The organism is Streptomyces sp. NPDC002580 (genome assembly GCF_042889485.1).
GTDB lineage: Bacteria > Actinomycetota > Actinomycetes > Streptomycetales > Streptomycetaceae > Streptomyces.
Genome location: NZ_JBIAQZ010000006.1, coordinates 90,749 through 115,976 on the forward strand (window position 1 = coordinate 90,749; position 25,228 = coordinate 115,976).

Sequence of the window (25,228 nt, forward strand, 5' to 3'; positions counted from 1 at the left end):
CCTCAAAGTCCTTGGCAAGACGGTCGTCGTGGGGGTGGGGCGGCGCGGCCCGCACCGTGGGGGGAGACTGCGTGCGGGCCGCGCCGGTCGGTGGGCCGGGTCAGTAGGCCCGGTTGTACATCCGTCGGCGCCACCACAGCAGGCCGCTGCCGATGAGCAGGATCCCGGCCGCGCCCGCCGCGGCGGAGCCCGCGATCAGCACGGTGTCGGTCCCGCCGCCGGAGGTCGTGCCGGCGGGCTGCAGCGCGTCGCCGAGCTGGCTGCGCACGTCGGTGCCGCTGGTCGTGCCCTTGGCGAGGGCGCCACGCGAACCCGAGGTCGGCTTGGCGACGTACGGGAAGTACTTCCCGAACTTCTTGTCGTTCTTGTCGACGGCGTCGCCCAGGTCGTTCTTGGAACCGACCAGTTCACCCTCGACCACCTGCAGCGAGGCGTCGATCACGTCGTCGGTGAGGCGGCGGCCGTTCGGGAAGCCCGCGTTGTCACCGTCGAGCACGCCGAGCCGCTTGGGGTGCGTGGCCGGCTTGATCGAGGTGTTGAGGCGCAGCTCCTCCGCCGGACGCACGTGCGGCGGCTGGTTGAGGCCCTTCACGCCCTTCAGGAACACGTCGACCAGGTCGTTGCGGGGCTCGGCCGGGGCCTTGATCTTGTAGATCCCCTCGATGAGCTTCGGCAGCTCCGGGTTGGTCACGTTCTTCAGGAACTGGGCGTCCTCCCAGGGCGCGGACGCGTTGAACTTGTCCTTGTCCTTCTGCGGGTTGACGACCTCGTTGACCAGCGGCATGCCGAGACGCGAGACCTGCGAGTAGTTGCCCCGGGCGTCCCGGCGCTGCGTGGTCGACCAGATGCCGACGACCGGCTGGCCCTCCGACTCGCGGATCATGTCGTTCGGGACCTGCAGGGCTATGGAGTTGACGTTGTAGCCCTTGAGGGTGTCCCGCCCGACCTCGGTCAGGTTCCCGCCGTACAGCAGGTCGAAGACGCGCAGGTCGAGGAAGAACGGGTCGTCCGCCTGGCCGGCGAACGTCTGCGAGCCGCCCGCGAGCTTGTGCACCGCCTGGTCGCGCAGCTTGCCGTAGTCCGGCATCGACGCCTTGCCGACGTTCGACGGAGCGACCGGAACGTCGTCCGCGACCTTCGTCCGCGACACGATCCTCTGGTTGTGCAGCCGCAGCAGGTCGATGTCGTACGACTGCGTGATGTTCAGGTCGGGGTCGTCGAGACTGGTGACCGCGCCCGTGTTGTAGAGGAAGGTGTCGCCGTTCTTGCGGTGCGTCTTGAAGGTGTAGCGGTAGATCAACTCACCCTGTGCGTCACCGTCGTTGTCGATGTGGATGTCGTACTGGGCGTCATCGGCGAACGTGTAGAAGTTCGGACCGCCGGCCGGCTCCTCGAAGGGGATCCAGTTCGCCACGATCGTCGTCGTGTCGGGCTTGTCCGGGCTCACGAACGCGTACACGTCCGTGTTGTCGTACTGCGGAGTGCCCGAGATCAGCGGGGCCTCCCGGTGGCTGGAGGCGGAAGCCGCCCCCGGATCCAGCGCGGTCACACCGGCGGCTGCGAGCCCCCCGGCGGCCAGCGCACCGCATACGAGGGTCGTGAGAGTCCTGCGTCCCACACCGCTCCTGGAGATAGGTGTCATGCCGTCCGTCCTCATGTCCAACTTGCCTGACGCACGCCATTCGGAGCGGTCGCCGGGGTGGATTGGTCGAATCCCAAACGTGTTTACGGCGGTTCTCTCGGCTTGTTTCATCGACGAGCAGTTTTCTTCGCGACGGACCGCCAACTGGTCGGCGCCCGAGGCGCGTTTTCGGCCCGCTGATCCGTAACCCATCCGTAGACAGGTTCGCTGCGAACACGTAGGGGAAAGGACGGGCCGTGCAGGGCCGGAGAGGGGGACGGGTGGAGGCTGACGAACTACTGGTGCTGGTGGCCGGAGGCGACCAGCAGGCGTTCGAGGAGCTGTACGGACTGGTGTCCGGGCCGGTGTTCGGACTGGTGCGCCGCGTGGTGCGGGACCCGGCGCAGTCGGAGGAGGTGTCGCAGGAGGTGCTGCTGGAGACCTGGCGCTCCGCCGGGCGGTTCGACCCGGGACGCGGCAGCGCCCTGTCGTGGATCCTCACGCTCGCGCACCGCCGTGCCGTCGACCGGGTGCGCAGCGCCCGCGCCGCCACCGAGCGCGAGGAGCGCGAGGGGCGGCGCAACCACCACCCCGCCTTCGACCAGGTCGCCGAGGAGGTAGAGGCCGGACTCGAACGCGAGTGGGTCCGCCGCTGCCTGGACCGGCTCACCGCGCTGCAGCGCCAGTCCGTCACCCTCGCCTACTACGACGGCTACACCTACCGAGAAGTCGCCGAACGGCTCTCCCTGCCCCTCGGCACCGTCAAGACCCGAATGCGCGACGGGCTCACCCGCCTGCGCGAATGCCTGGGAGGAGTCGCATGAACGTCCCCGACTGCCTGCCGGGCCGTCATCCACACGCGAGAGAGGGAGGTGCCGCGTGAGCGTCCTCGACCGACTGCTGGGCCGCGATCTGCACTCTCTCGCCGCCCCCTATGCCCTCGACGCCCTGGAGGGCGACGAGCGACGCCGTTTCGAACGTCATCTGAAGGGCTGTCAGCGCTGCGCCGAAGAGGTGCGGTCGCTCACCGAGGACGCGGTGCGGCTCGCCTGGTCCACGGCGGCGGCCCCGCCGGCCGTGCTGCGCGAACGGGTGCTGGCCGCCGTACGGGCGACGCCTCAGGAACCGGCCGTACGGGACCAGCCCCGTACGCGGACGGCGCGCCAACCCGCGCGTGCGCGGGCCCCCCTGTTCCACCCGCTGTTCGCGCCGTTGGCCACCACCACGGCCGCCGCGGCCCTCGTCGTCGCCGCGCTGTTCGCCGTGCAGGCGACCCAGGTCCGCGACGATCTGAACCGGGAGCGTGCCCAGGCGCGTGAGATCGCCCACGTTCTCGCGGCCCCCGACGCGCGGGCGACCGGCGATCGGGACTCCCGGGGCCGCGGAATCGGAGTGGTCGCCTCCGCCGAGCTCCGGAGCGCCGTCGTGACGGTCAGCGGACTCGGCACTCCCCCGGGCGGGCGCGTCCACCAGCTGTGGCTCATGCGTCCCGACGGAAAACCGCGTTCCCTCGGCCTGTTCGACGGCGACACGCCCCTCGTGGCCGACGGGCTGAACACCGAGGCGACGTCACTCGCAGTGACCGTCGAGCCCGGCGGGGGCTCGGTGCAGCCCACTACCGCGCCGGTTGTCCAACTCGCCCTGGAAACGGTTGGATTCGGAGAGTAATCGTCAACCCCCTTACGGGGAAGGTGAATCCTGTGTCCGCGATACACGAGCGCCATGTGGGGGCGATAGGGTTAGTCTGCCCGGGCCGGGTGGACTTGTACGGGTGGGGAGTGACATGGAACAGATAACGGTGCGCAGCAGGGCTCGCGTCCCTGCGATCACATGCGGGAGCAGCGCGACCAGTTCGCGCCTCGACCGCCATCTCGCGGTGCTCGGTGGCCCCGCCATACCGCAGCGCGAAACGGCCGAGGCGACGTCGCTGATGCGTGAACTCACGACGCGTGACACCGCGCGCGACAGCGGCTCCCTGGGTGCGCGCATGCGGCGGGTCTCGCTCTTCGCGCCGCTCAGGCGGCTCAGCCGTTCGCTGTTCGGCGGTCACTGAGCACCTGTCGGCACCGAACTTCCCGACCCGCGCTCCGGAATCCGTCGAACCGGCGGCGCCGGCCCACCGCGTCCGTCATTCCCGCGGCGGGCGGCGGCGCCCGGCGGTCACCACGGCCGGAGCGCGGGTCGCCACCCGCGCCGGGTCCCAGGGCTCAGCGCACCACTCCGTCCCGCCGCAGCTCGGCGACGTCCGCGTCCGTCATGCCCAGCGCCCGCAACACCACCCCCGTGTGCTCACCGAGCCGCGGGACGGCCCCCATCCGAGCCTCCTTCCCGCCCGGCAGCGTGATCGGAGGCAGCAGCGCCCGCAACGGCCCGACCGGTGATCCCACCTCCCGCCATCGGTTCCTGGCCGCCAGCTGCGGATGCTCCGCCACCTCCCGTACGTCCCGCAGCCGCGCGCACGCGATGCCCGCCGCCTCCAGACGGGTCACGGCCTCGTCGGCCCCGAGCACACCCAGCGCCTTCGCCACCAGGGTGTCCACGCGCTCCCGGGCGGCCACCCGTGCCGGGTTCGTCGCGAACTCCGGATCGTCGGCCAACTCGGGCCGCAGCAGAATCTGTTGGGCGAGCCTGCGCCACTCCCGGTCGTTCTGCACCGACAACAGCACCCGCCCGCCGTCCGCCGTCGAATAGACGTCGTAGGGAACGATGACGGAATGCGCGAGGCCGGTGCGCGCCGGTGGTGTCCCGTCGTGCATCACATGGTGCAGCGGATGCCCCATCCACTCCGCGAGCGCGTCCAGCATCGACACCTCCACCGGGCCCCCGCGCCCGGTCGTGCCGCGTCGCACCAGTGCCGCGAGGACCCCGGAGAAGGCGTACATGGCCGCCGCGATGTCCGCCGCCGGGACGCCGGCCTTCACCGGCAGCTCGGGCGTTCCCGTCACCGACACGAGCCCCGCCTCGCACTGCACGAGCATGTCGTACGCGCGTTTGTCCGCGTACGGCCCGGAGGGCCCGTACCCCGAGATGTCCACGGCGATCAGCCGCGGGTGTTCGGCACACAGGGTCATCGCGTCCAGGCCCAGCCGGGCCGCCGCCCCCTGGGCGAGGTTCTGCACGAACACGTCCGCGTCCGCGACGAGCCGGCGCACCACCTCGAGCCCGCGCGGGTCCTTCAGGTCGAGGGCGATGGACTCCTTGCCCCGGTTGCACCACACGAAGTGGGAGGCCAGGCCCGCGGCCGCGGTGTCGTAGCCGCGGGCGAAGTCGCCGCCGTCGATCCGCTCGACCTTGACGACCCGGGCGCCCAGATCGGCGAGCTGACGGGTGGCGAAGGGTGCGGCGACAGCTTGTTCGACGGCGACGACGGTGATGCCTTCGAGGGGCAGAGGCTCTGGCTGCATGCGGTGGATCATGCCCCTCGGCACCGTCTTTGTCATGCGCCGTCAGGCCCCGTCGGTCGCCCTCCCACGCGCTCCGGGCGGCGACGGGAAGGCGACGGGGGGAACTAGATCAGTGCGAACTGGCCCTCCGGGCCCTCTTCGTGGTGGTCGAGCACCGAGGCGGGCCGCCGTGCTGCGTCCGGTACCGGGAGGACCCCGGCCGAGCGCAGTTCGGCACGGGTGATCGGTGAGCCCGGCTCCGAGTCGGCTTCCCAGGACCGCGGTTCCGCGAGCAGTGCGAGCACCGTGATGAGTTCGAGAAGCTCGGACGTCCAGGCCTGGGGCCAGCCGGCGGGGCCGATCGCCTCCAGGGTTCCCGGCTCGGGCGTCCCGGTCCTGGCCGCGAACCACTGTTCCAGCACGCGCACACCACCGACCTCGAAGTCCCAGGCCTCGGGCGGCACGGGCGATATCCGGCCCTCGCCGAGATGCAGGGACTCCTCGGCGCGGTCGTAGAAGGGGTCGGTGACGAGAGGGGTGGCGGTCGGACGGGGCCTGGCGCGGGGGAGCGCGGTCAGCGGCGCGCGGACGTACGGGCGCCGGCCGCCGGGGAGCTTGGGGCGCTCTCCGTCGCGGCGCATCAGCCACAGCGTCCGGCGCCCCGACTCGACCCCGCGCTCCCAGACTTCGGGGTCCCCGGTGAGCGGGACCGCGCAGCCGTCCCGGCCGGGCCGCGCGACGGCCAGCGTCCAGGCGAGCACGTCGACGGGGGTGGGGGAGTGGCCCAGACGGCTGCCGAGGTACTCCGGCAGACCCGGTGCCAGGTTCGGTTCGCGGCCGCCGGGGCGCCGGTAGAGCGGACGCACCCGGCCGCCGCGGCCGGCGCTCAGCGGCAGCACGGCGGAAGCCAGCAGAGCGGGCCCGGGCGCCCCGGGCGGCGCGGTCTGCTCGACGACGAACACCTGCTCGTCGTCCGCCACCCGCCACAACTCGGGGCGGGCGGCGTCGATCAGCCGGTGGTCGGGGATCAGCCACTGCTCGTCGAAGGGGCCGCACAGGACGCGGACCGGTTCGGGGCAGGGGTCCGAGACCCGGGCGAGGCGCCCCGTACCACTGGACTGCCCCGGCAGCTGGGCGACCGCGGAGTGTGTCGTGCGCGCCCGGGTCGGGCCGAACAGCGCCTCGCGGTCGGCCCCTTCGGCCTGGACAAGAGCGTTCCAGCGCGCTTTCAGGGATGCCGCGTCGGGGGCCGTCGGCCACCCCCGGCCCAGCCTCGGCGGTGCGACGGACCACGGCATGAGGTCCGTGAGCAGCGGAGCGGCGGCGTCGTGCGTCACGCTCGGCATCGTACGACGTGGGCGCCGCGCGCCGTCCCCGTACGGCATCGTCAGTGGGCGTCGAGGGTGACCGTGAACGAGAAGCGGTCGCCCCGGTAGTGGATGACCGCCACGTCCAGCGCCCGCCCGTCCTGGCCGTAGATGATGCCCGTGTAGCGCAGGATCGGACTGAGCAGCGGCACCTGGAGCAGGCGCGCCGTCTCCGGGTCCGCGAGCGTGGCCTCCACCGTGTCGGTGATCCGGCTGATGCCGACCTCGAGGACGTCCCGCAGCACCTTGGTCATCGGCCAGCGGATCAGATCCTCCCGGTCGATGCGGTCGGCGAGCTCCGGGCGGAGGAAGTTGCGCGCGTGATTCGTCGGTTCGCCCGTCGTCTCGTCGCTGCGCAGCCGGTGGTACGTCGCCACCTCGGCCACATCCGGGAAGAACTCCGCCAGTTCCCCCGAGACGGGGGCCTTCCCCTGTCCGAGCAGCTCGGTCGTCATGCCCGACTGCTGGGCCACGATCGCGTCCACCGAACCGAGCAGCCGCACGGGCGCGCCCCGCAGGGCACTCGGCTCGATGAACGTCCCCCGCCGGCGGTGCCGGGTGATCAGCCCCTCGACCTCCAGCTCCTTGAGCGCCTGCCGCATGGTCAGCACGCTCACCCCGTAGTGCCCGGCGAGCTGCTCCTCGGTGGGCAGCCGCAGCGGGTCCTGAGGGGCGCGGCCGAGTATCGAGGCGCGCAGGGACTGCGACACCTGATACCAGAGCGGCAGCTTGCGGTTCAGGACGATCGAGTCCGGAGCGAAGGAGGTCACGAGGTATCCGTACCGGTCGCGGGCGTGGAAGGCAACGGTCGGTGGATCTCAGTCGACCGGGCGGAAGTGCTTCTGGAGGCCCCGCCACACGTCGTCGTAGCCCTGCTGGAGATGCTCCGCCCGTGCCGCCTGGGCGGTCGCGGTCACCGGCCAACGCGTCTCGAACATGAAGGCGAGCCCGTCGTCGATCTTCTGCGGCCTCAGCTCGGCGGCTCCGGCGCGCTCGAACGTCTCCCGGTCCGGCCCGTGCGCCGACATCATGTTGTGCAGGGAGCCGCCGCCCGGTACGAAGCCCTCCGCCTTCGCGTCGTACGCGCCCTCGATCAGCCCCATGTACTCGCTCATCACGTTCCGGTGGAAGTACGGCGGCCGGAACGTGTCCTCGCCCACCAGCCAGCGCGGCGCGAAGACGACGAAGTCGACCCCGGCCAGACCCGGGGTGTCGGACGGGGACGTCAGCACGGTGAAGATCGAGGGGTCCGGGTGGTCGTAGCTGATGGAGCCGATCACATTGAAACGGCGCAGGTCATAGACGTACGGCACATGGTTGCCGTGCCAGGCGACCACATCCAGCGGCGAGTGGTCGTACGTCGCCGTCCAGAGGTTGCCGCAGAACTTGTTCACCACCTCGACGGGTCCCTCGACGTCCTCGTACGCGGCGACCGGCGCGAGGAAGTCGCGGGCGTTGGCGAGACCGTTGGCGCCGATCGGGCCGAGGTCGGGCAGCTGGAAGGGCGCGCCGTAGTTCTCGCACACGTAGCCGCGGGCGCTCGATCCCGGGCCGCCCTCCGGCTCGGCGTCCAGCAGCTCCACCCGGAAGCGCACCCCGCGGGGGATCAGCGCCACCTGGCCGGGCTCCGCCCGCAGCGACCCGAACTCGGTGCGCAGCAGCAGGCCGCCGCGCTCGGGGACGATGAGCAGTTCGCCGTCGGAGTCGCCGAACACCCGCTCCATCGAGGAATTGGCGTGATAGAGGTGCACCGCGATCCCGGTGCGCTGGGTCGCGTCGCCGTTGCCGCCGAGGGTCCACAGCCCCGCGAGGAAGTCGGTGCCGGCGGGGGGCTCGGGCAGCGGGTTCCAGCGCAGCCGGTTCGGGTCGGGCACCTCCTCCGTGAAGGGTGCCGTCCGCAGCGCGCCGTTGTCGGTGCGGGTGAACGCGGGGTGCGCGGCCGACGGCCGGATCCGGTACAGCCACGAACGCCGGTTGGACGCCCTCGGCTCGGTGAACGCCGTGCCGCTCAGCTGCTCCGCGTACAGCCCGAGCGGTGCGCGCTGCGGCGCGTTGCGGCCGTGCGGCAGCGCTCCCGGGACCGCCTCCGAGCTGTGTTCGTTGCCGAATCCGGAGAGGTAGGCCAGCCCCTCGGCCGTCTTCCTCGCGTCCCCGCTCATGATCGCTCCCTCGCGCCTGATTCCTATGCATCACCGTAGGATTCGGTACGGGTCCGCGCAAGAGGCGGGCCGCGATCACCGAACGGGATCGGCCACGGGCGCCGCGCGTCGATCCCGGTGCGACCGGGCGCGGGCACCGGCCCGGACACGGGCGCCCGGTCGGGCCGGGGGGCGGGCGGGCGTGGCCCCCTCGGGATGTAGTACTCAGGGCTCGGTGCGCGGCCCAGGAACCCGACTCCAGGGGGATCCCGGCCGTCGGGGGCCTGTTCTACGCTCCCGGTCATGCGGTGGACGGGAGGAGTTCTCGCCGTGCTCGCGCTCTGCGCCCTGCTCGGCGGAGCGGCGGGCTGCGACGACGGTGACGGGCACGAGCGGGGGGCCGCGGTGTCGGCCTCTCCCGTGGGCACGCTGCTCGACGACGCGGACGACGAGGGGCGGCCCTACCGCGAGGTGGGCGGGAAGGGGGCGCCCGAGGTCGCGATCGAGATCCAGCCCGACTCCGCCGACGGCTGGGACGTGCGGCTGACCGTCCGCAACTTCCGCTTCTCGCCCGAAGGGGTGCGAGCCGTGCCGGTCGTCGGGCGCGGCGTCGTCCACCTCTACGTCGACGGCAGGACCGTGGCCCGGCTGCGCACCGCCGAACACCACCTGGCCGGGGACCTCGTGCCGCGCGGCACCCACCATGTCACCGCGCGCCTGTACGCCGACGACGACACCGTGTGGGCCGTCCACGGAGAGCCGGTCGAGAGCACGGCCGACATCACCGTGTCGGCGTCGGGACCGCACCCGGCGACGACCGCGCCCCCGTCCCGGACGCCACCATCGTCGGCCTCCTGAACGCCGCCACGACCGGTCCCCTGGGTGACGCCGTCACCGGCCTCCTGGACGACGGCGCCGTCGGCCCTACCGGACGGCGGGCCGGCGTGCCCCCGGACGGTGACACCGGCGTGCCCCGGACGGCGAGGTCGGCGTGCCTCCGAACGGCGGCGTGGTCAGGTCCTGGCCGTCGGCACCGGCAGACCTCCGGACCGTCGGTGCCGGCCGACCTCCGGGCGGTCGGGCCGGCCGCCTCCCGGACGGGCACCGCACGGTGACTCCCGCCACCTCCCCGACGTGACGCCGGACACGTCGAGGGTCGCGGCGCAGGCCACGTGGTGCGCGGGGGGACGGGGGCGGAATGAGTGGTCACGGCACCCATGCGCGTACTCCTGGGGGAGGTTCACCGGATCCCTGCGGAAAGGCATCATGAAGCCCGTGCCCCATGCGACCTCGCTGCGCAGAGCGCCCGTACAGCGCCGCAGCGCAGAACGACTGACCAGAATCCTCGACGCCTGCGCCGACCTCCTGGACGAGGTGGGCTACGACGGTCTGAGCACACGGGCCGTGGCCCAGCGGGCCGGTGTCCCCATCGGCTCGGTCTACCGCTTCTTCGGCAACAAGCGCGCGATGGCCGACGCGCTCGCCCAGCGCAACCTGGAGCTCTACGCCGAGCGCGTCACCCGGTGCCTGCGGGAGGCGGAGGGGGGAGGCTGGCGGACGGCGATGGACGCGGTGCTCGACGAGTACCTCGCCATGAAACGCACCGCGCCGGGCTTCTCCCTGGTCGACTTCGGCAACCAGATCCCGGTCGGCGCCCGCTACGCCGAACCCAACACCCGGGTCGCCGACCGCCTCACCGAGCTGCTCGCCGGCTATCTCGACCGCACCCCTGACGACGACCTGCGCCGCTCCTTCCTGATCGCCGTGGAGACCGCCGACACCCTGGTCCACCTGGCCTTCCGGGTCGCCCCCGAGGGCGACGAGCGGATCATCGAGGAGACACGCGTGCTGCTCCGCGCGTACCTGGCCAGGGTCCTGGACTGACCCGTCCCCGCTCCGCGCGCACCCGCCAGGGTTCCGAACCGGCCTGTCGCTGATCCGCGCGTGCCCGCCGGAGTCCTGGACCGACCCGCCCCCGCTCCGCGCGTACCTGGCCAGGGTTGGACCGCCCCGCCGTGGCCCCTCCAGCCCCCTCCGCCCCTCACCGGGAGACCCGCCTCGCCCGCGGATTTCCGACCTGACCCCCGGCTGCCCCTCCCCGTCATGCGTACCGGTCGGTATGCTCGGCGCGTCCGTGTGCCGCCGAAGTCACCGCCCTCCGGGAGGACCCGTGTCCCGCATCTCCGGTACCACCCCCGACTCCCGAACCGCCCTGCGCGTCTGCCCCCTGTGCGAAGCCACCTGCGGGCTGACGCTGACCATCGAGGGCACCCGGGTGACCGGTGCCCGGGGTGACCGCGACGACGTGTTCAGCAAGGGCTTCATCTGCCCGAAGGGCGCCTCCTTCGGGGCCGCCGACAGCGACCCCGACCGGCTGCGCGCCCCCCTCGTCCGCGAGGACGGCGAACTGCGCGAGGCCACCTGGGAGGAGGCCTTCGACGCGGTGGCCGCCGGACTGCGGTCCGTCGTCGAGCGCCACGGGCCGCACGCCCTCGGCGTCGTCCTCGGCAACCCGAACGTGCACACCATGGCGGGCGCCCTCTACCCGCCCGTCCTGCTCGGCGCCCTGCGCACCCACAGCGTCTTCACCGCCTCCACGGTCGACCAGATGCCCAAGCACGTGTCGAGCGGCCTGCTGTACGGCGACGCCAACGCGATCCCCGTCCCGGACCTCGACCGCACCGACCACCTGCTGCTCATCGGCGCCAACCCCCTGGAATCCAACGGGAGTCTGTGCACCGCACCCGACTTCCCCGGCAGGCTCAGGGCGCTCAAGGCCCGCGGCGGCACGCTGACCGTCATCGACCCCCGTCGGACGCGCACGGCCAAACTCGCCGACCGTCATGTGCCGATCAGGCCCGGCACCGACGCGACGCTCCTCGCGGCGATGGTGTACGTCCTCTTCGAGGAGAAGCTCGTCGACCTCGGCCAACTCGCCCAGCACGTCCAGGGAGTCGACGAACTACCCGACGAACTGCGGGACTTCACTCCCGAGGCGGCGAGCGCGGTCTGTGACGTGGACGCCGGCACGATCCGGGAGCTGGCGCGCGAGCTGGCCGCCGCGCCCACCGCCGCCGTCTACGGCCGCATCGGCAGCTGCACCGTCCCGCACGGCACCCTGGCCAGCTGGCTGGTGGACGTCCTCAACATCCTGACCGGCAACCTCGACCGGCCCGGCGGCGCGCTCTTCCCCGTGGCCGCGACCGACCGGTCGCCCCGCCCGGCGGGTCCCGGCCACGGCTTCGCGCTCGGCCGCTGGCACAGCCGGGTGAGCCGGCACCCGGAGGCCAAGGGCGAACTGCCGCTGGCCGCCCTGGCGGAGGAGATCGACACCGCGACCCCGGACGGCACCCCGGTCCGCGCCGTCATCGCCGTCGCCGCCAACCCCGTCCTGTCCGCACCCGACGGCCTGCGTCTCGACAAGGCGCTCGAATCGCTGGACTTCATGGTCAGCGTCGACCCCTACCTGAACGAGACCTCCCGGCACGCCCACGTCGTGCTGCCGCCGCCCCCGCACTCCCAAGGGGCGCACCACGACTTCGCGTTCAACACCCTCGCCGTCCGCAACCAGGTCCGCTACAGCCGCCCCGCCGTCCCCCTGGAGGAGGGGCGCATGGCGGAGACCGAGATCCTCGCCCGGCTCGTCCTCGCCGCCACCGGCATGCACGGCGCCGACCCGTCCGCCGTGGACACGATGGTCATCGACAGCACCCTGGGCAAGGCGGTCGGGGACACCGCGTCCCCGGTGCACGGCCGTGACCCGCGTGAACTCGCCGCCGCCCTCACCGGCGAGAACGGTCCCGAGCGCCGGCTCGACATGATGCTGCGCCTCGGCCCGTACGGCGAAGGCTTCGGCGCCCGGCCGGACGGCCTGACGCTGGACAAGCTGCTAGCGCACCCGCACGGCATCGACCTGGGCCCCCTCGCCTCCTGTCTGCCCCAGCGCCTGAAGACCCGCAGCGGCAGGATCGAGCTGCTTCCGGAGCCGATCGCCGGCGATCTGCCGCGCCTGCGCGACGCGCTGCGCGAGCGCCCCGCGGCCGTCGTCCTGGTCGGCCGCCGTCACCTGCGCTCCAACAACAGCTGGATGCACAACGTTCCCGCGCTCACCGGAGGTTCCAACCGCTGCACCCTGCACGTGCATCCCGACGACGCGGCCCGGTTCGGGCTCACCGACGGGGGGGCCGTACGCGTCAAGGGCGCCGGGGGAGAGGTGACCGCCCCGGTGGAGGTCACCGACACCGTACGGCGGGGAGTGGTCAGCCTTCCGCACGGCTGGGGACACGACCGCCCCGGCACCCGGATGAGCCATGCCGCCCTGGACCCCGGCGTCAACGTCAATCAGCTCCTCGACGGCTCCCTGCTCGACCCGCTGTCCGGAACCGCGGTGCTCAACGGCGTGCCCGTGGACCTGGCGGCCTGCCCGTAGCAGTTCGTACCCCGACTCGCCCCCGCCGTACGGCGTCACCCCCGCCGTACGGCGCTGCTACCTCCGTACGGCGTCGCGACCGCTCTCGGGCGCGACCCGACGCAGGCCCGTCGTCGGCCGGATCCGCTTGCGCCGGAAGAGCGATATCCGACGGGTCGTAGGGCGCGGTTGCCGCGTCGGCCGAGGCGCATGTGAAAGGCAGTCAGACGAAGTGAGATTTATATGAAAATCGTCTGACTCGGAGGGAACTCGCATGTCCACCTCGTCCTTCGCGCGCCGCACCGGCCCAGGCCGCGCCGCCGTCGCCGCTCTCGCAGTCCTGGCCTTCGGGGGTACCGGGCTCCTCGGGGCCCCGGCCGCCGTCGCCGCCCCCGGGGACCCCGCCGACGTCAAGATCCACGACTCGAGCACCGGGTTCAACGTCGAGCAGGACGATCCGAAGGTCTGCCGCTTCTATCTCGACGCCTTCAACTTCCAGGACGGGCAGCGCGTCACGTGGTCGATCGTGACCCAGCCCCTGGTCACGGGCGGCGCCCAGCTCGCGGGCACGCTGGCGGTGCCCCGGTCCGGGCACGGCGGGTCACGCATCCTCACCCTGCCCGACGGCCGGTACCAGCTGACCTGGAAGCTCACGGGCGCGAGCGGCGCGGGCCAGAACAAGCTCTTCGAGGTCGACTGCCCGGCGGGTGCCCCGAACCCGAGCGGAGCGCCTTCCCCGCAGGGCGGCCAGGCCGCGTCCCAAGCGGGTCCTGGCGGATCCCAGGCCGGTCAGGGCGGGGGCCAGGGCGGTCCGGGCGGGTCCCAGGGTGGACAGGGGGCGTCCCAGGGCGGCCCCGGCGGGTCCCAGGGCGGCGGTCAGGCCGCGTCCCAGGGCGGCCCGGGTGGGTCCCAGGGCGGCGGTCAGGCCGCGTCCCAGGGCGGCCCGGGTGGGTCCCAGGGCGGCGGTCAGGCCGCGTCCCAGGGCGGTCCGGGTGGGTCCCAGGGTGGTTTCGGCGGCTCCCAGAGCGGTCCCGGTGGGTCCCAGGCCGCCCAGGGCGGTCCCCAGAGCGGTCCCAACGGCGGACCTCCCGCCGGCGGCGGCGGTCTCGCCCACCCGCAGAACTTCTCGCCGGTCGCCGGTGCGGCGGCCGTAGGCCTCGTCGTGGTCGGAGGAGTCGTGTTCCTGCGACTGCGCCGGCGCGCCGATGGCGCCGCGTAGACGACGCAGGCCCTGGTACCGGACGCGCGCCTACCGCCTGACGCGGACCCTGGTGGTCGCCTCCGCGCTGGTGGCGGGCGGCGTCTGGTGGGCGGGGGACGGCGAGCCGGCCGGAACGCCGGTGTCCGGTGCCGTGCACGACGACCGCGCCGCCGCCTCCGCTCCGGCCGGGGCGGCGGCCGTCGGGCACGGGCCGGACTCCCGCCGTTCCGCCGGCGAGGCGCGCGGGGGGCCGCCGCGTCGCTCCCCGGCCGCCCGACCGGCCCGGCCACGGCCCGAGGCCTCCCCGCTGACACGCTCCCGGGCCACCTCGCTCCGCATCCCCTCGCTCGGGCTGGAGGCGCCGGTCATGGGCCTCCGGCTGGACCACGAGCGACGGCTCACCGCGCCGCCCGTGGACGATCCGAAGGTGGTCGGCTGGTACTCGGACGGTCCCACCCCGGGCGAACGGGGCACGGCCGTCGTCGTCGGCCATCGTGACACCCGCACGGGAGCCGCCGTCTTCGCCCCGTTGGAACGGATCCGGACCGGTGTCCTCGTCGAGGCCCGCCGTGTGGACGGACGGACCGCCGTCTATACGGTGGACGCCGTACGGACGTACGCGAAGGCGCACTTCCCCGACGCGGAGGTGTACGGCGCGCGGGACCGCCCCGAACTGCGTCTGATCACCTGCGGCGGCGCCTACGACCGGAAGACCGGCTACACCGCGAACCTCGTCGTCTTCGCCCATCTCACGCAGACCCGGGGACGGGCGGGGACCTCCTGAGACGGACCCCGGACGCCGGATCGGGGCGGCGGGCGCCCCTCGGGGTGCCCCGGCCCCGGTCCGACCGGTAGCCGATCGTCCGTTTCCGGCCGTGCCGAACCGGCCGGTCCGATACGGCCGAGCGTCTTCCCCCGGACGTGTGCGGTCCGTTAACTTCCGTGACGCAAAGGTCCCGTACGACCCGCACGGGACGTTCGACCGCGGAGCACCAGCGCCTTGCACGCCCCCGGGGGCACCTGTCATGACACGCGCCATCTCCCTGCACCACGTCAGTAAGTCCTACACCCGCGGGGTCCGCGTCGTGGAGCGGCTGTCGCTGGACATCCGGCCCGGCGAGTTCCTCGTGCTGCTCGGCCCCTCCGGCTGCGGCAAGTCGACCGTGCTCAGGATGATCGCGGGACTGGAGGAGGTCACCGAGGGCGAGTTGCGGCTGGACGGCGAGTACGCCAACGATCTGCCGCCGTCCGGGCGGGACATGGCGATGGTGTTCCAGAACTTCGCCCTCTACCCGAGCATGACCAGCCGCGACAACATCGGCTTCCCGCTGCGCATCGAGACACCCGGCGAGGATCCCCGGTCCCGGGTGGACGCCACCGCCCGCATGCTCGGCATCCAGGACCTCCTCGACCGCTTCCCCAACCAGCTCTCCGGCGGCGAGCGGCAGCGCGTCGCGATGGGCCGGGCCATCGCGCGCCATCCCTCCGCCTTCCTGATGGACGAGCCGCTGTCCAACCTCGACGCCAAGCTCCGCAACCACCTGCGGGCCGAGATCTCCCGGCTCACCAGGGAGTTGGGCGCGACCACGGTGTACGTCACCCACGACCAGGCCGAGGCGATGTCGCTCGGCGACCGGGTCGCCGTGCTGCGCGGCGGGGTCCTCCAGCAACTGGGCACGCCCCGCACGGTCTACGGGCTGCCCGCGAACGTCTTCGTGGCCGCCTTCATCGGCACCCCGCGAATCAACCTGCTGCGCGGTCTCGTGCGGGCCCCGCTCGACGGCGCCATGACGATCAGCCTCGGCAAGCAGTACCTGCGACTGCCCGAACCCCTCAGCCTCGACCACCAGTTGCTCCGTGTGCAGCAGGGCCGTGAGGTGATCGTCGGGCTGCGCTCCGAGGCCGTGCGGATCGCCAGACCGGCCGACGCCCGGCCGGGCGAAGTGGCGATCAGCGGGCTGGTCGAGCACGTGGAGTTCCAGGGGCACGAGGTGTTCGTCCACTTCAACACGGGCTCGCGGCCCGCCCTCGTACCGGATCTGGAGTCGCCGCGCCCATCCCGGCAGGCCGGACGGCGCCGCCGCGACGGGGGCACCGTCCTGGGCCGGCTGCGGGGGCGGGCGGGGGCGCGCAGGGCCGGGCCGGTCGTCGTCCTCGACCATCCGTCCGGCGCGGAATCCGACCTCCCCGAGGAGACGCCGCCCGAGGGCCGGCTGCCCGGCGATCTCGTCGTGCGCACCACGCCCGACATCGAACTCCGCCACGGCATGCAGATCCCGCTCCTCGTGGACATCGCCCACCTGTTCGTCTTCGACCGGAGCGGTGAACGGATCTGTCCGGCGCCGGCGCGACTGCCGGACCTGGACGAGTGAACCCGGGAAAGCCTGAAGGCCCGCATGCCCCGGCGACCCCGGCGACCCCGGAAACCCCGGTAAACCTCCGGAGGCGCGGAACTCCGGGAAGCCCAAGGTGCCCGGCCGCCCCCCGGGGCCCGGCGGAGCCGGGCCGGTACAGGGACCTCCGGTGCGGCGGGTCCCCTGGCGCCACAAAACTATCACCGCTAGTTTAGGTCCCGGACGACGCGGCCCCGCCCGGGAGGAACACGATGAAGGCACATGACGGCATGTACATCGACGGCGCCTGGCGCCCCGCCGCCGGACGGGACACGATCGAGGTCGTGAACCCGGCCGACGAGCAGGTGATCGGCCAGGTGCCGGCCGGCACGGTCGAGGACGTCGAGGCCGCCGTACGGGCGGCCCGCGCCGCGTTCCCCGGCTGGGCCGCGACCGCTCCCGCGGAACGGGCCGCCCGGCTGGCCGCCCTGCGGGACGTCCTGGTCGCCCGCAAGGACGAGATCGCCGAGACCGTCACCGCCGAACTCGGCTCGCCGCTCGCGTTCTCCCAGGCGGTGCACGCGGGCGTCCCGGTGCTCGTCGCCGGTTCCTACGCCGAGCTGGCCGCGACGTACGCCTTCGAGGAGAAGGTCGGCAACTCGACGGTCTACCAGGAGCCCGTCGGTGTCGTCGGCGCGATCACGCCCTGGAACTACCCGCTCCACCAGATCGTCGCGAAGGTCGCCCCCGCGCTCGCCGCGGGCTGCACGGTGGTGCTGAAGCCCGCCGAGGACACCCCGCTCACCGCCCAGCTCTTCGCCGAGGCGGTGGCGGAGGCCGGGATCCCGGCGGGGGTCTTCAACCTCGTCACCGGCCTCGGCCCGATCGCGGGCCAGGCCCTCGCCGAGCACCCGGACGTCGACCTGGTCTCCTTCACCGGGTCGACGGCGGTCGGCAGGCGGATCGGCGCCACCGCGGGCGCCGCGGTCAAGCGGGTCGCCCTCGAACTCGGCGGCAAGTCCGCCAACGTCATCCTCCCGAGCGCCGACCTGGCCAAGGCCGTGAACGTCGGCGTCGCCAACGTGATGTCCAACTCCGGTCAGACGTGCAGCGCCTGGACCCGCATGCTGGTCCACACCGCGCGCTACGACGAGGCGGTCGAGCTGGCCGCCGCCGCGGCGGCGAAGTACGGCGACCGCATCGGCCCCGTCGTCAACGCCAAACAGCGGGACCGGGTGCGCGGTTACATCGAGAAGGGCGTCGCCGAGGGCGCGCGGATCGTCGCGGGCGGCCCCGAATCCCCGCGCGAGCAGGGCTACTTCGTCAGCCCCACCGTGTTCGCCGACGTGACCGAGCGGATGACGGTCGCGCAGGAGGAGATCTTCGGCCCGGTCCTCACGATCCTGCGCTACGAGGACGAGGAGGACGCCCTGCGCATCGCCAACGGCACCGTGTACGGGCTCGCGGGCGCCGTGTGGGCCGGCGAGGAGTCCGAGGCGGTCGCCTTCGCGCGGCGGCTCGACACCGGCCAGGTCGACATCAACGGGGGACGGTTCAACCCCCTGGCCCCCTTCGGGGGGTACAAGCAGTCGGGTGTGGGGCGTGAACTCGGCGCCCACGGCCTGTCCGAGTACCTCCAGACCAAGTCCCTCCAGTTCTAGGAGCGTTCACGTGGTTCGCGCCGCTGTCCTGCCCGCCGTGGGTGCCCCGCTGGAGATCGTCGGGATCGACCTCCCCGACCCGGGCCCCGGCCAGGTCCGTGTCAGGCTGGCCGCCGCCGGGGTCTGCCACTCCGACCTCTCCCTGTCGAACGGCACCATGCGGGTGCCGGTGCCCGCCGTTCTCGGCCACGAGGGCGCCGGAACCGTCGTCGCGGTCGGCGAGGGCGTCACCGAGGTCGTACCGGGCGCCCGGGTCGTCCTCAACTGGGCTCCGTCCTGCGGACGTTGCCATGCCTGCTCACTGGGCGAGGTGTGGCTGTGCGCCGACGCGCTGAAGGGCGCGGGGACCGTGTACGCCCGGCGCGCCTCGGACGGGAGCGATCTGTACCCCGGTCTGAACGTCGCCGCGTTCGCCGAGGAGACGGTGGTCCCGGTGTCCTGTCTCCTGCCGGCCCCGGACGGCATCCCGCTCACCGACGCCGCCCTGCTCGGCTGCGCGGTCCTCACCGGATACGGCGCCGTCCACAACTCGGCGAAGGTCCGGCCCGGCGAGACCGTCGCCGTGTTCGGGGCCGGCGGGGTCGGGCTCGCCGCCCTCCAGGCCGCCCGGATCGCGGGCGCCTCGAAGATCGTCGCGGTCGACGTCTCGCCCGCGAAGGAGTCACTCGCCCGCGAGGCGGGGGCCACCGACTACGTGGTCGCCTCCGACACCACCGCCCGCGAGATCCGCGCCCTCACCGGCGGGCAGGGCGTCGACGTCGCCGTCGAGTGCGTCGGCCGCGCCGTCACCATCCGCACAGCCTGGGAGTCGACCCGGCGCGGCGGCCGCACCACGGTGGTCGGCATCGGCGGGAAGGACCAGCAGGTCACGTTCAACGCCCTGGAGATCTTCCACTGGGGCCGGACCCTCGCGGGCTGCGTGTACGGCGACTCCGACCCGGCCCGCGACCTGCCGGTCCTCGCGGAACACGTCCGTGCGGGCCGCCTCGACCTCGGCGGCCTGGTCACCGACCGCATCGCCCTGGACGGCATCCCGGCGGCCTTCGACAACATGATCGCGGGCAAGGGGGGCCGGGCACTGGTGGTGTTCTAGGGTGCACGCCTCCGGCTGATGCCTCGGGCCGCCTCGGAAGGACGCGCGAGTCCCCGAGGCGGCCCGCTGTCACGCCTGTCCGGTCCGGTTGCCCGGCTCCGGGGCCGTCGGAGCACCCGCGGGAGCCGGAGCCGTGGCGGGTGCCGCAGCGGGCGTGGCGGCCGGTCCGGCGGCGGCACCCGGCGCCGGCGGCTCCGTCGACGCCAGCTCCCGGCGCGGCCGGGAACGGGAGACCGCGACGCCCGCCAGGCAGAGCGCCCCGCCCGCCAGGGTCAGGAGCCCCGGGACCTCGTCGAGGAGGAGCCAGGACATCAGCACCACGAGTGCGGGCACCGCGTACGTCGTCGCGCCCATGCGGCTCGCGGTCGTCCGGGCGAGGGCGTACGCCCAGGTGGTGAAGGCCAGCGCGGTCGGGAAGACGCCCAGGTAGACCATGTTGAGGGTCGCGGAGACGGGCGCGTCGGCCGCGTCGCGCACGAGCTGTCCCGCGAACGGCAGGCACACCACCGCCCCGACCAGACAGCCGAAGGTCGTCACCTGGAGCACGCTCGCGCGCCCCAGCGCCGGCTTCTGCGCCACGACCCCGCCGGCGTACGCGAGGGCCGCCAGCAGGCACAGCACGACACCGAGGACCGAGGAGCCACCGCCGCCGGACATCGACAGCCCCACCGCGACCGCCCCCGCGAACGAGACCGCCATGCCCGCCAGCAGGCGCGGCGGCATCGCGTCCCCCAGCAGCCGGGAACCGAGCAGGGCGATCAGGATCGGGCCGATGTTCACCACCAGCGCCGCGGTACCGGCGTCCACCTGCTGCTCGCCCCAGTTCAGGGCCACCATGTAGAAGCCGAACCACAGCACCCCGGACAGCCCGATCCCGCGCCAGGCGCCGCGTGGCGGCAGCCCCTCGCCGCATATCAGGCAGACGGCACCGAGGACGAGGGCTCCCGCGAGCAGCCGTCCCAGCGCCAGCGCGCCGGGCGAGTACGCGGCGCCCGCGCTGCGGATCGAGACGAAGGCGGAGGCCCACAGCCCGACGGTGACGGCGGCGGCGCCGGCGGCGAGCAGGTGCGCACGCCGGCCCGGCGGTGCGGTACGGGAGGTGTTCATCATTCTCCTGAGACTAGGTGCGCCGCGGAGCTCGGTCTCGCGGATTTCGGACGCGTGGATCGGCACGGGTGGGGACCTGGTCCCGGCCTCGGATCCCGGCCCAGGACCAGGACCAGGACCAGGACCAGGACCAGGACCAGGACCCATGATCGGGCCCCGGGGGATCGGTGCGGGGCGGTGGTGGCTCAGCGAAGGGCCGCCGCCTCGGCCCCGAGGAGGTCCGCGAAGGCCCGCTCGCCGTCCGGTGTCACCTTGACCGCCCGCTCGGAGCCGACGCGCACGCACCACCGGGAGTCCAGAGCGTGCCGGTGAGGGCGATGCCGAGCCGGCCGGCGAGACGGTCGTAGCAGGTCCGGCCCCTGGCCGTCGCCGAGCCCGCGCCGGCCTCCCGCGGCGTCCGGGGGCGCGGTGGCACGCGGTGCCCCATGGGCGGCGAGGTCCTCGAGGAACTGGGCGGCGCCCGCGTCGGCCAGCCGTACGTGGCGGTGCCGCGCCTGTCGCTCCTCGGTGAGCAGGCCGCCCGCGACGAGCTTGCCCAGGTGCTCGCCGGCGTGCCGCGCCAGTTCACCGGTGGTCCGCGCCCGCCCGCCGAGCAGCGCCGGCAGGAAACTCGCCCGGGTCCCGTCCGCCGTCAGCCCGGCCGGCGCGGCGAGCCCCGGCCCGACCGGATCGTTCGGCCTCGTCATGCCGTCCAGCATGCGCCCCGGACGTTTCGACGGGCGCCGAAGGATCGCGAGCCGTCGGGGCCGGAGCCGCTCAGGCGTTCCGGGCCAGCGCCGCGTACTGCACCGCGAGGCCGTCGAGCAGTGCGCGCAGCCCCGTCTCGAAGGCCCGCTCGTCGATCTTCTCCTGCTGTTCGGCGAGGAGGTGCGCCTGTCCCAGATGGGGATAGTCGGCGGGGTCGTACGCGCTCTCGTCGTCCACGAACCCCCCGGCGAACGAGCCCAGCGCGGACCCCATGATGAAGTACCGCATCAGCGCCCCGATCGAGGTGGCCTGCGCGGGTGGCCAGCCCGCCTCGACCATGGCCCCGAAGACGGCGTCGGCGAGCCGGAGCCCGGCCGGCCTGCGTCCCGGTCCGCGGGCGAGGACCGGGACGATGTTCGGGTGGTCGCGCAGCGCGGCCCGGTAGGAGACGCCCCAGTCGTGCAGCGCGGTCCGCCAGTCCCTGCCGTCCTCGAACATCGACAGGTCGACCAGCGCGCTCACCGAGTCGGCGACCGCTTCCAGGATCTGGTCCTTGGTACGGAAGTGGTTGTAGAGGGAGGGGCCGCTCACCCCGAGTTCCGCCGCGAGCCGGCGCGTCGAGACGGCCGCCAGGCCCTCGGCGTCCACCAGGGCCCGTGCCGTCTCGACGATGCGGTCGGTGCTGAGGAGGGGCTTGCGCGGTCGGGCCATGGCGCACATAGTAGGGCTGCGTCAGGAAACTAGCAGTGCTAATTTAAATGTACGGCATTCTCTGTCCGCCGACCGTGAACGACCGCTCTCCGTGGGGTGACTCCGCATGAATCTCGGGCTCAGCGATGAGCAGACCGCCGTCCGGCAGCTCGCCCGGGACTTCGTGCGCCGCGAGATCGCCCCGCACGTCGTCGCCTGGGACCGCGCGGAGGAGGTGGACCGGTCCATCGTGAAGAAGCTCGGCGGCGTCGGCTTCCTCGGCCTCACCGTCGACGAGGAGTACGGCGGCAGCGGCGGCGACCATCTCGCGTACTGCCTGGTCACCGAGGAATTGGGGCGCGGCGACTCCTCCGTGCGCGGGATCGTCTCGGTCTCGCTCGGGCTCGTCGCCAAGTCGATCGCGTCCTGGGGGAACGAGGAGCAGAAGCGGCGCTGGCTGCCGGGGCTGACCTCGGGCGAGTGCGTCGGCTGCTTCGGGCTGACCGAGCCGGGCACCGGCTCCGACGCGGGCAGCCTGGCGACGCGGGCCGTGCGCGACGGTGACGACTTCGTCCTCAACGGCACCAAGACGTTCATCACGAACGGCACCTGGGCCGATGTCGTGCTGCTCTTCGCCCGTTCCACCGACGCCCCGGGCCACAAGGGCGTCTCCGCCTTCCTCGTGCCGACCGGCACCCCCGGCCTGACCCGCCGCACCATCCACGGCAAGCTCGGGCTGCGCGGCCAGGCCACCGCCGAACTGTCCTTCGAGGACGTGCGCGTACCGGCGAGCGCCATGCTGGCGCCCGAGGGCAAGGGCTTCACGGTGGCCATGTCGGCCCTGGCCAAGGGCCGGATGTCGGTGGCCGCGGGCTGCGTCGGCATCGCCCAGGCCGCGCTGGACGCCGCCGTCACGTACGCGACCGAGCGGGAGCAGTTCGGGAAGACCATCGCCCACCACCAGCTCGTCCAGGAGCTGATCAGCGACATCGCCGTGGACGTGGACGCGGCGCGCCTGCTGACCTGGCGGGTCGCCGATCTCGTGGACCGCGGGCTGCCGTTCGCCACCGAGTCCTCGAAGGCCAAGCTCTTCGCCTCCGAGGCCGCCGTGCGCGCCGCGAACAACGCCCTCCAGGTCTTCGGCGGCTACGGCTACATCGACGAGTACCCGGCCGGCAAACTGCTGCGCGACGCCCGCGTGATGACCCTCTACGAAGGCACCAGCCAGATCCAGAAACTGGTCATAGGGCGAGCGCTGACGGGCGTCTCCGCCTTCTGACTCTGAGTACGTGTCTGAGTACGACGGCGGATGTGGCGGCGGCCACGTCCGCCGATCCTTGTCCCATGAGCGAGACACCGGTCAAACAGCAGAACACGGCCGCCTTCTACGGTCAGGCCGTGGCGTCCTTCTCCGTCGCGATGGCCGCCACGGCCCTCGGCATCTTCAAGCTCCAGGCGGACGCCTGGGTGCGGGGCTTCCTGGCCATCGCCGTCCTCTACCTTGTGACGTCCTCCTTCACGCTGGCCAAGGTGATCCGGGACCGCCAGGACGGCGGCCGGCCCGGCGGCCGGGTGTACGACCCCTTCGAGAAGCTCTGACCCGCGCGGCCATGACCTGGACGAAGACGCTAAGCGCTCGCTCAGGTTCAGAGGTATGGTGTTCACCCTGTCAGTGGAGAAGGGGCGAACAGCGATGAGTACGGCGCAGGAGACGCCCGGCGGCGAGACGCAGCCGTGGGCCGAGGTGACCCCGGACGCGGCACGGAGGCTGCTCGTCGCCGCCGTGGAGGCCTTCGCCGAGCGCGGGTACCACGCGACGACGACCCGGGACATCGCCGGCCGCGCGGGCATGAGCCCGGCCGCGCTGTACATCCACTACAAGACCAAGGAAGAGCTGCTCCACCGGATCAGCCGGATCGGCCACGACAAGGCGCTGGACATCGTGCGCACCGCGGCCGAGGGCGAGGGCACGGCCGCCGAGCGGCTCTCCGACGCCGTGCGGTCCTTCGTACGGTGGCACGCGGGCCAGCACACCACCGCGCGCGTGGTCCAGTACGAGCTGGAGGCCCTCGGGCCCGACGCGCGCGCGGAGATCATCGGGCTGCGCCGCCAGGTCGACGCGGAGGTCCGGAGCATCATCCAGGACGGCGTCGTGGCGGGCGACTTCGAGGTCCCGGACGTCCCCGGCACCACCCTCGCCGTGCTGTCCCTGTGCATCGACGTGGCCCGCTGGTTCAACGTCGACGGCCCCCGCACCCCGGACGAGGTCGGTTCCCTCTACGCGGACCTGGTCCGGCGGATGGTGGGCCACAAGGGGTGACCCGCTGCCCGGACGCGGACGTCCGGGCAGGTGCCGCATGCGGGGCTGCCGGGGCGCGGGGCCACGGCGCCGGGCTCACAGGTAGTAGCGCGAGACCGATTCCGCCACGCAGACCGGCTTGTCGCCGCCCTCGCGCTCCACGGTGAAGGCCACCGACACCTGGACGCCGCCGGTCACGTCGTCCACCGCGGTGATCGTCGCGGTGGCGCGCAGCCGGGAGCCGACCGGCACGGGGGAGGGGAAGCGGACCTTGTTCGTCCCGTAGTTGACGCCCATCTTCACGCCTTCGACGCCGATCAGCTGCGGGCCGAAGAGGGGCAGCAGCGACAGGGTGAGATAGCCGTGCGCGATCGTGGTGCCGAACGGGCCCGTCGCGGCCTTCTCGGGGTCGACGTGGATCCACTGGTGGTCGCCGGTCGCCTCGGCGAAGAGGTCGATCCGCTTCTGGTCGACCTCGACCCAGTCGGTGTACCCCAGCTGCTCGCCCACGGCGCCCCGCAGTTCGTCGACCGTCGCGAACGTCCTCGGCTCTGCCATGTCCCTGGCCTCCCGCATCTCGTAGTCCGATCCCATAACCTAAGCGACTGCTTAGCATGGTCGGGCGCGGGGCTCATGTCAACGGACCGGACGTCTGGCGCGGTGGGTAGGTTGGAGGGGTGCCCCAGATCCCTGAGAAGATCCACGAACTGACTGTGGGACAGCTGTCGGCCCGCAGCGGCGCCGCCGTGTCCGCCCTGCACTTCTACGAGTCCAAGGGCCTGATCAGCAGCCGCCGCACCGCGGGCAACCAGCGCCGCTACCACCGTGACGCGCTGCGCCGCGTCGCCTTCGTCCGGGCCGCCCAGCGCGTCGGCATCCCGCTCGCCACCATCCGCGAGGCCCTCGCCGAACTCCCCGAGGAACGCACCCCGACGCGGGAGGACTGGGCCCGGCTCTCGGAGGCCTGGCGCTCCGAACTCGACGAACGCATCAAACAGCTCGGACGACTGCGCGACCACCTCACGGACTGCATCGGGTGCGGCTGCCTCTCCCTGGAGAACTGCGTGCTCTCCAACCCCGACGACGTGTTCGGGGAGCGCGGCACCGGCTCCCGGCTCATGGTGGAACGGCCCGGCGCGCAGACGGCGCCGACACCGAGGGAGCGGCAGCGCGGGCCGGTGCGGGGATGCGAACCCGGGCAACCCCAGGAGACGGTGGGCGACTGCCGCTGACGCGCGCC

At 72.9% G+C, this 25,228-nt stretch carries 23 protein-coding genes and 1 pseudogene; 15 read left to right on the top strand and 9 right to left on the bottom strand.

Annotation, left to right across the window (positions count from 1 at the left end):
• Nucleotides 1-100: 100 nt before the first annotated feature.
• Nucleotides 101-1,642: a DUF4331 domain-containing protein gene (locus tag ACFYW7_RS19680; protein WP_389503910.1), complete on the bottom strand. Its 1,542-nt coding sequence runs from the start codon at nt 1,640-1,642 to the stop codon at nt 101-103.
• A gap of 260 nt (nt 1,643-1,902) precedes the next feature.
• On the opposite strand from ACFYW7_RS19680, the gene ACFYW7_RS19685 reads away from it, so the two are divergent.
• From ACFYW7_RS19685 to ACFYW7_RS19695, 3 genes are all read left to right on the top strand, one after another.
• The gene (locus tag ACFYW7_RS19685) at nt 1,903-2,445 is read left to right on the top strand and encodes a sigma-70 family RNA polymerase sigma factor (RefSeq protein WP_389503912.1); all 543 of its coding nucleotides are present in this window, start codon (nt 1,903-1,905) and stop codon (nt 2,443-2,445) included.
• Nucleotides 2,446-2,500: 55 nt separating this feature from the next.
• Nucleotides 2,501-3,289: an anti-sigma factor domain-containing protein gene (locus tag ACFYW7_RS19690; RefSeq protein WP_389503914.1), complete on the top strand. Its 789-nt coding sequence runs from the start codon at nt 2,501-2,503 to the stop codon at nt 3,287-3,289.
• 115 nt (nt 3,290-3,404) lie between these two features.
• Nucleotides 3,405-3,674: a hypothetical protein gene (locus ACFYW7_RS19695; RefSeq protein ID WP_389503917.1), complete on the top strand. Its 270-nt coding sequence runs from the start codon at nt 3,405-3,407 to the stop codon at nt 3,672-3,674.
• Between the two features lie 154 nt (nt 3,675-3,828).
• Here the strand turns inward: ACFYW7_RS19695 and ACFYW7_RS19700 are convergent, their stop codons facing one another.
• The 4 genes from ACFYW7_RS19700 to hmgA all read right to left on the bottom strand — a co-directional run bounded on the left by ACFYW7_RS19700 (nt 3,829) and on the right by hmgA (nt 8,530).
• Nucleotides 3,829-5,037, bottom strand: coding sequence for a CaiB/BaiF CoA transferase family protein (locus tag ACFYW7_RS19700; RefSeq protein WP_389504633.1), 1,209 nt, complete (start codon nt 5,035-5,037; stop codon nt 3,829-3,831).
• Between the two features lie 92 nt (nt 5,038-5,129).
• Entirely contained in the window at nt 5,130-6,350 is a 1,221-nt protein-coding gene (locus ACFYW7_RS19705; protein WP_389503920.1) for a type ISP restriction/modification enzyme, read from the bottom strand.
• 41 nt (nt 6,351-6,391) lie between these two features.
• Nucleotides 6,392-7,141 carry a GntR family transcriptional regulator gene (locus ACFYW7_RS19710; protein WP_389503922.1) on the bottom strand — a complete coding sequence of 250 codons (750 nt, stop codon included), beginning with the start codon at nt 7,139-7,141 and terminating at the stop codon, nt 6,392-6,394.
• Between the two features lie 48 nt (nt 7,142-7,189).
• Nucleotides 7,190-8,530, bottom strand: coding sequence for a homogentisate 1,2-dioxygenase (gene hmgA / locus ACFYW7_RS19715; protein ID WP_389503924.1), 1,341 nt, complete (start codon nt 8,528-8,530; stop codon nt 7,190-7,192).
• A 282-nt stretch (nt 8,531-8,812) separates the two neighbouring features.
• Here hmgA and ACFYW7_RS19720 point away from each other — a divergent pair, with 282 nt between their 5' ends.
• From ACFYW7_RS19720 to ACFYW7_RS19755, 8 genes are all read left to right on the top strand, one after another.
• The gene (locus ACFYW7_RS19720; RefSeq protein ID WP_389503927.1) at nt 8,813-9,367 is read left to right on the top strand and encodes a hypothetical protein; all 555 of its coding nucleotides are present in this window, start codon (nt 8,813-8,815) and stop codon (nt 9,365-9,367) included.
• Nucleotides 9,368-9,775: 408 nt separating this feature from the next.
• On the top strand, nt 9,776-10,393 hold the full coding sequence (locus ACFYW7_RS19725) for a TetR family transcriptional regulator (protein ID WP_389503929.1): 618 nt from the start codon (nt 9,776-9,778) through the stop codon (nt 10,391-10,393).
• Nucleotides 10,394-10,628: 235 nt separating this feature from the next.
• Nucleotides 10,629-12,938: a molybdopterin oxidoreductase family protein gene (locus ACFYW7_RS19730; RefSeq protein WP_389503931.1), complete on the top strand. Its 2,310-nt coding sequence runs from the start codon at nt 10,629-10,631 to the stop codon at nt 12,936-12,938.
• 253 nt (nt 12,939-13,191) lie between these two features.
• Nucleotides 13,192-14,136 (top strand): hypothetical protein, encoded by a 945-nt coding sequence (locus ACFYW7_RS19735; protein WP_389503933.1) that lies wholly within the window; start codon nt 13,192-13,194, stop codon nt 14,134-14,136.
• On the top strand, nt 14,123-14,902 hold the full coding sequence (locus tag ACFYW7_RS19740; RefSeq protein WP_389503935.1) for a class F sortase: 780 nt from the start codon (nt 14,123-14,125) through the stop codon (nt 14,900-14,902). Before ACFYW7_RS19735 ends, ACFYW7_RS19740 begins: the two co-directional genes overlap by 14 nt.
• Before the next feature lie 241 nt (nt 14,903-15,143).
• A complete protein-coding gene (locus tag ACFYW7_RS19745; RefSeq protein WP_389503937.1) occupies nt 15,144-16,490 on the top strand; it encodes an ABC transporter ATP-binding protein in 1,347 nt (448 codons plus the stop codon).
• Between the two features lie 233 nt (nt 16,491-16,723).
• Entirely contained in the window at nt 16,724-18,112 is a 1,389-nt protein-coding gene (locus ACFYW7_RS19750; RefSeq protein ID WP_389503939.1) for an aldehyde dehydrogenase family protein, read from the top strand.
• 10 nt (nt 18,113-18,122) lie between these two features.
• Entirely contained in the window at nt 18,123-19,205 is a 1,083-nt protein-coding gene (locus ACFYW7_RS19755; RefSeq protein WP_389503941.1) for a Zn-dependent alcohol dehydrogenase, read from the top strand.
• Between the two features lie 69 nt (nt 19,206-19,274).
• Here ACFYW7_RS19755 and ACFYW7_RS19760 read toward each other — a convergent pair whose 3' ends face one another.
• The 3 genes and pseudogenes from ACFYW7_RS19760 to ACFYW7_RS19770 form a co-directional block, all read right to left on the bottom strand.
• Nucleotides 19,275-20,315, bottom strand: a complete 1,041-nt coding sequence (locus ACFYW7_RS19760) for a DMT family transporter (protein ID WP_389503943.1) — start codon at nt 20,313-20,315, stop codon at nt 19,275-19,277.
• Nucleotides 20,316-20,497: 182 nt separating this feature from the next.
• Nucleotides 20,498-21,010 (bottom strand): annotated as a pseudogene (locus tag ACFYW7_RS19765) (ArsR/SmtB family transcription factor).
• Nucleotides 21,011-21,068: 58 nt separating this feature from the next.
• Nucleotides 21,069-21,710 carry a TetR/AcrR family transcriptional regulator gene (locus tag ACFYW7_RS19770; RefSeq protein ID WP_389503945.1) on the bottom strand — a complete coding sequence of 214 codons (642 nt, stop codon included), beginning with the start codon at nt 21,708-21,710 and terminating at the stop codon, nt 21,069-21,071.
• Nucleotides 21,711-21,816: 106 nt separating this feature from the next.
• Here ACFYW7_RS19770 and ACFYW7_RS19775 point away from each other — a divergent pair, with 106 nt between their 5' ends.
• The 3 genes from ACFYW7_RS19775 to ACFYW7_RS19785 all read left to right on the top strand — a co-directional run bounded on the left by ACFYW7_RS19775 (nt 21,817) and on the right by ACFYW7_RS19785 (nt 24,009).
• Nucleotides 21,817-22,968 carry an acyl-CoA dehydrogenase family protein gene (locus ACFYW7_RS19775; RefSeq protein WP_389503947.1) on the top strand — a complete coding sequence of 384 codons (1,152 nt, stop codon included), beginning with the start codon at nt 21,817-21,819 and terminating at the stop codon, nt 22,966-22,968.
• Between the two features lie 65 nt (nt 22,969-23,033).
• Entirely contained in the window at nt 23,034-23,288 is a 255-nt protein-coding gene (locus ACFYW7_RS19780) for a YiaA/YiaB family inner membrane protein (RefSeq protein WP_389503949.1), read from the top strand.
• 94 nt (nt 23,289-23,382) lie between these two features.
• On the top strand, nt 23,383-24,009 hold the full coding sequence (locus ACFYW7_RS19785; protein WP_389503951.1) for a TetR/AcrR family transcriptional regulator: 627 nt from the start codon (nt 23,383-23,385) through the stop codon (nt 24,007-24,009).
• Between the two features lie 75 nt (nt 24,010-24,084).
• Here the strand turns inward: ACFYW7_RS19785 and ACFYW7_RS19790 are convergent, their stop codons facing one another.
• Complete coding sequence (locus ACFYW7_RS19790; RefSeq protein ID WP_389503953.1) at nt 24,085-24,546, bottom strand: MaoC family dehydratase; 462 nt, start codon at nt 24,544-24,546, stop codon at nt 24,085-24,087.
• A 119-nt stretch (nt 24,547-24,665) separates the two neighbouring features.
• On the opposite strand from ACFYW7_RS19790, the gene soxR reads away from it, so the two are divergent.
• Nucleotides 24,666-25,220, top strand: coding sequence for a redox-sensitive transcriptional activator SoxR (gene soxR, locus ACFYW7_RS19795; protein WP_389503955.1), 555 nt, complete (start codon nt 24,666-24,668; stop codon nt 25,218-25,220).
• Nucleotides 25,221-25,228 lie beyond the last annotated feature (8 nt).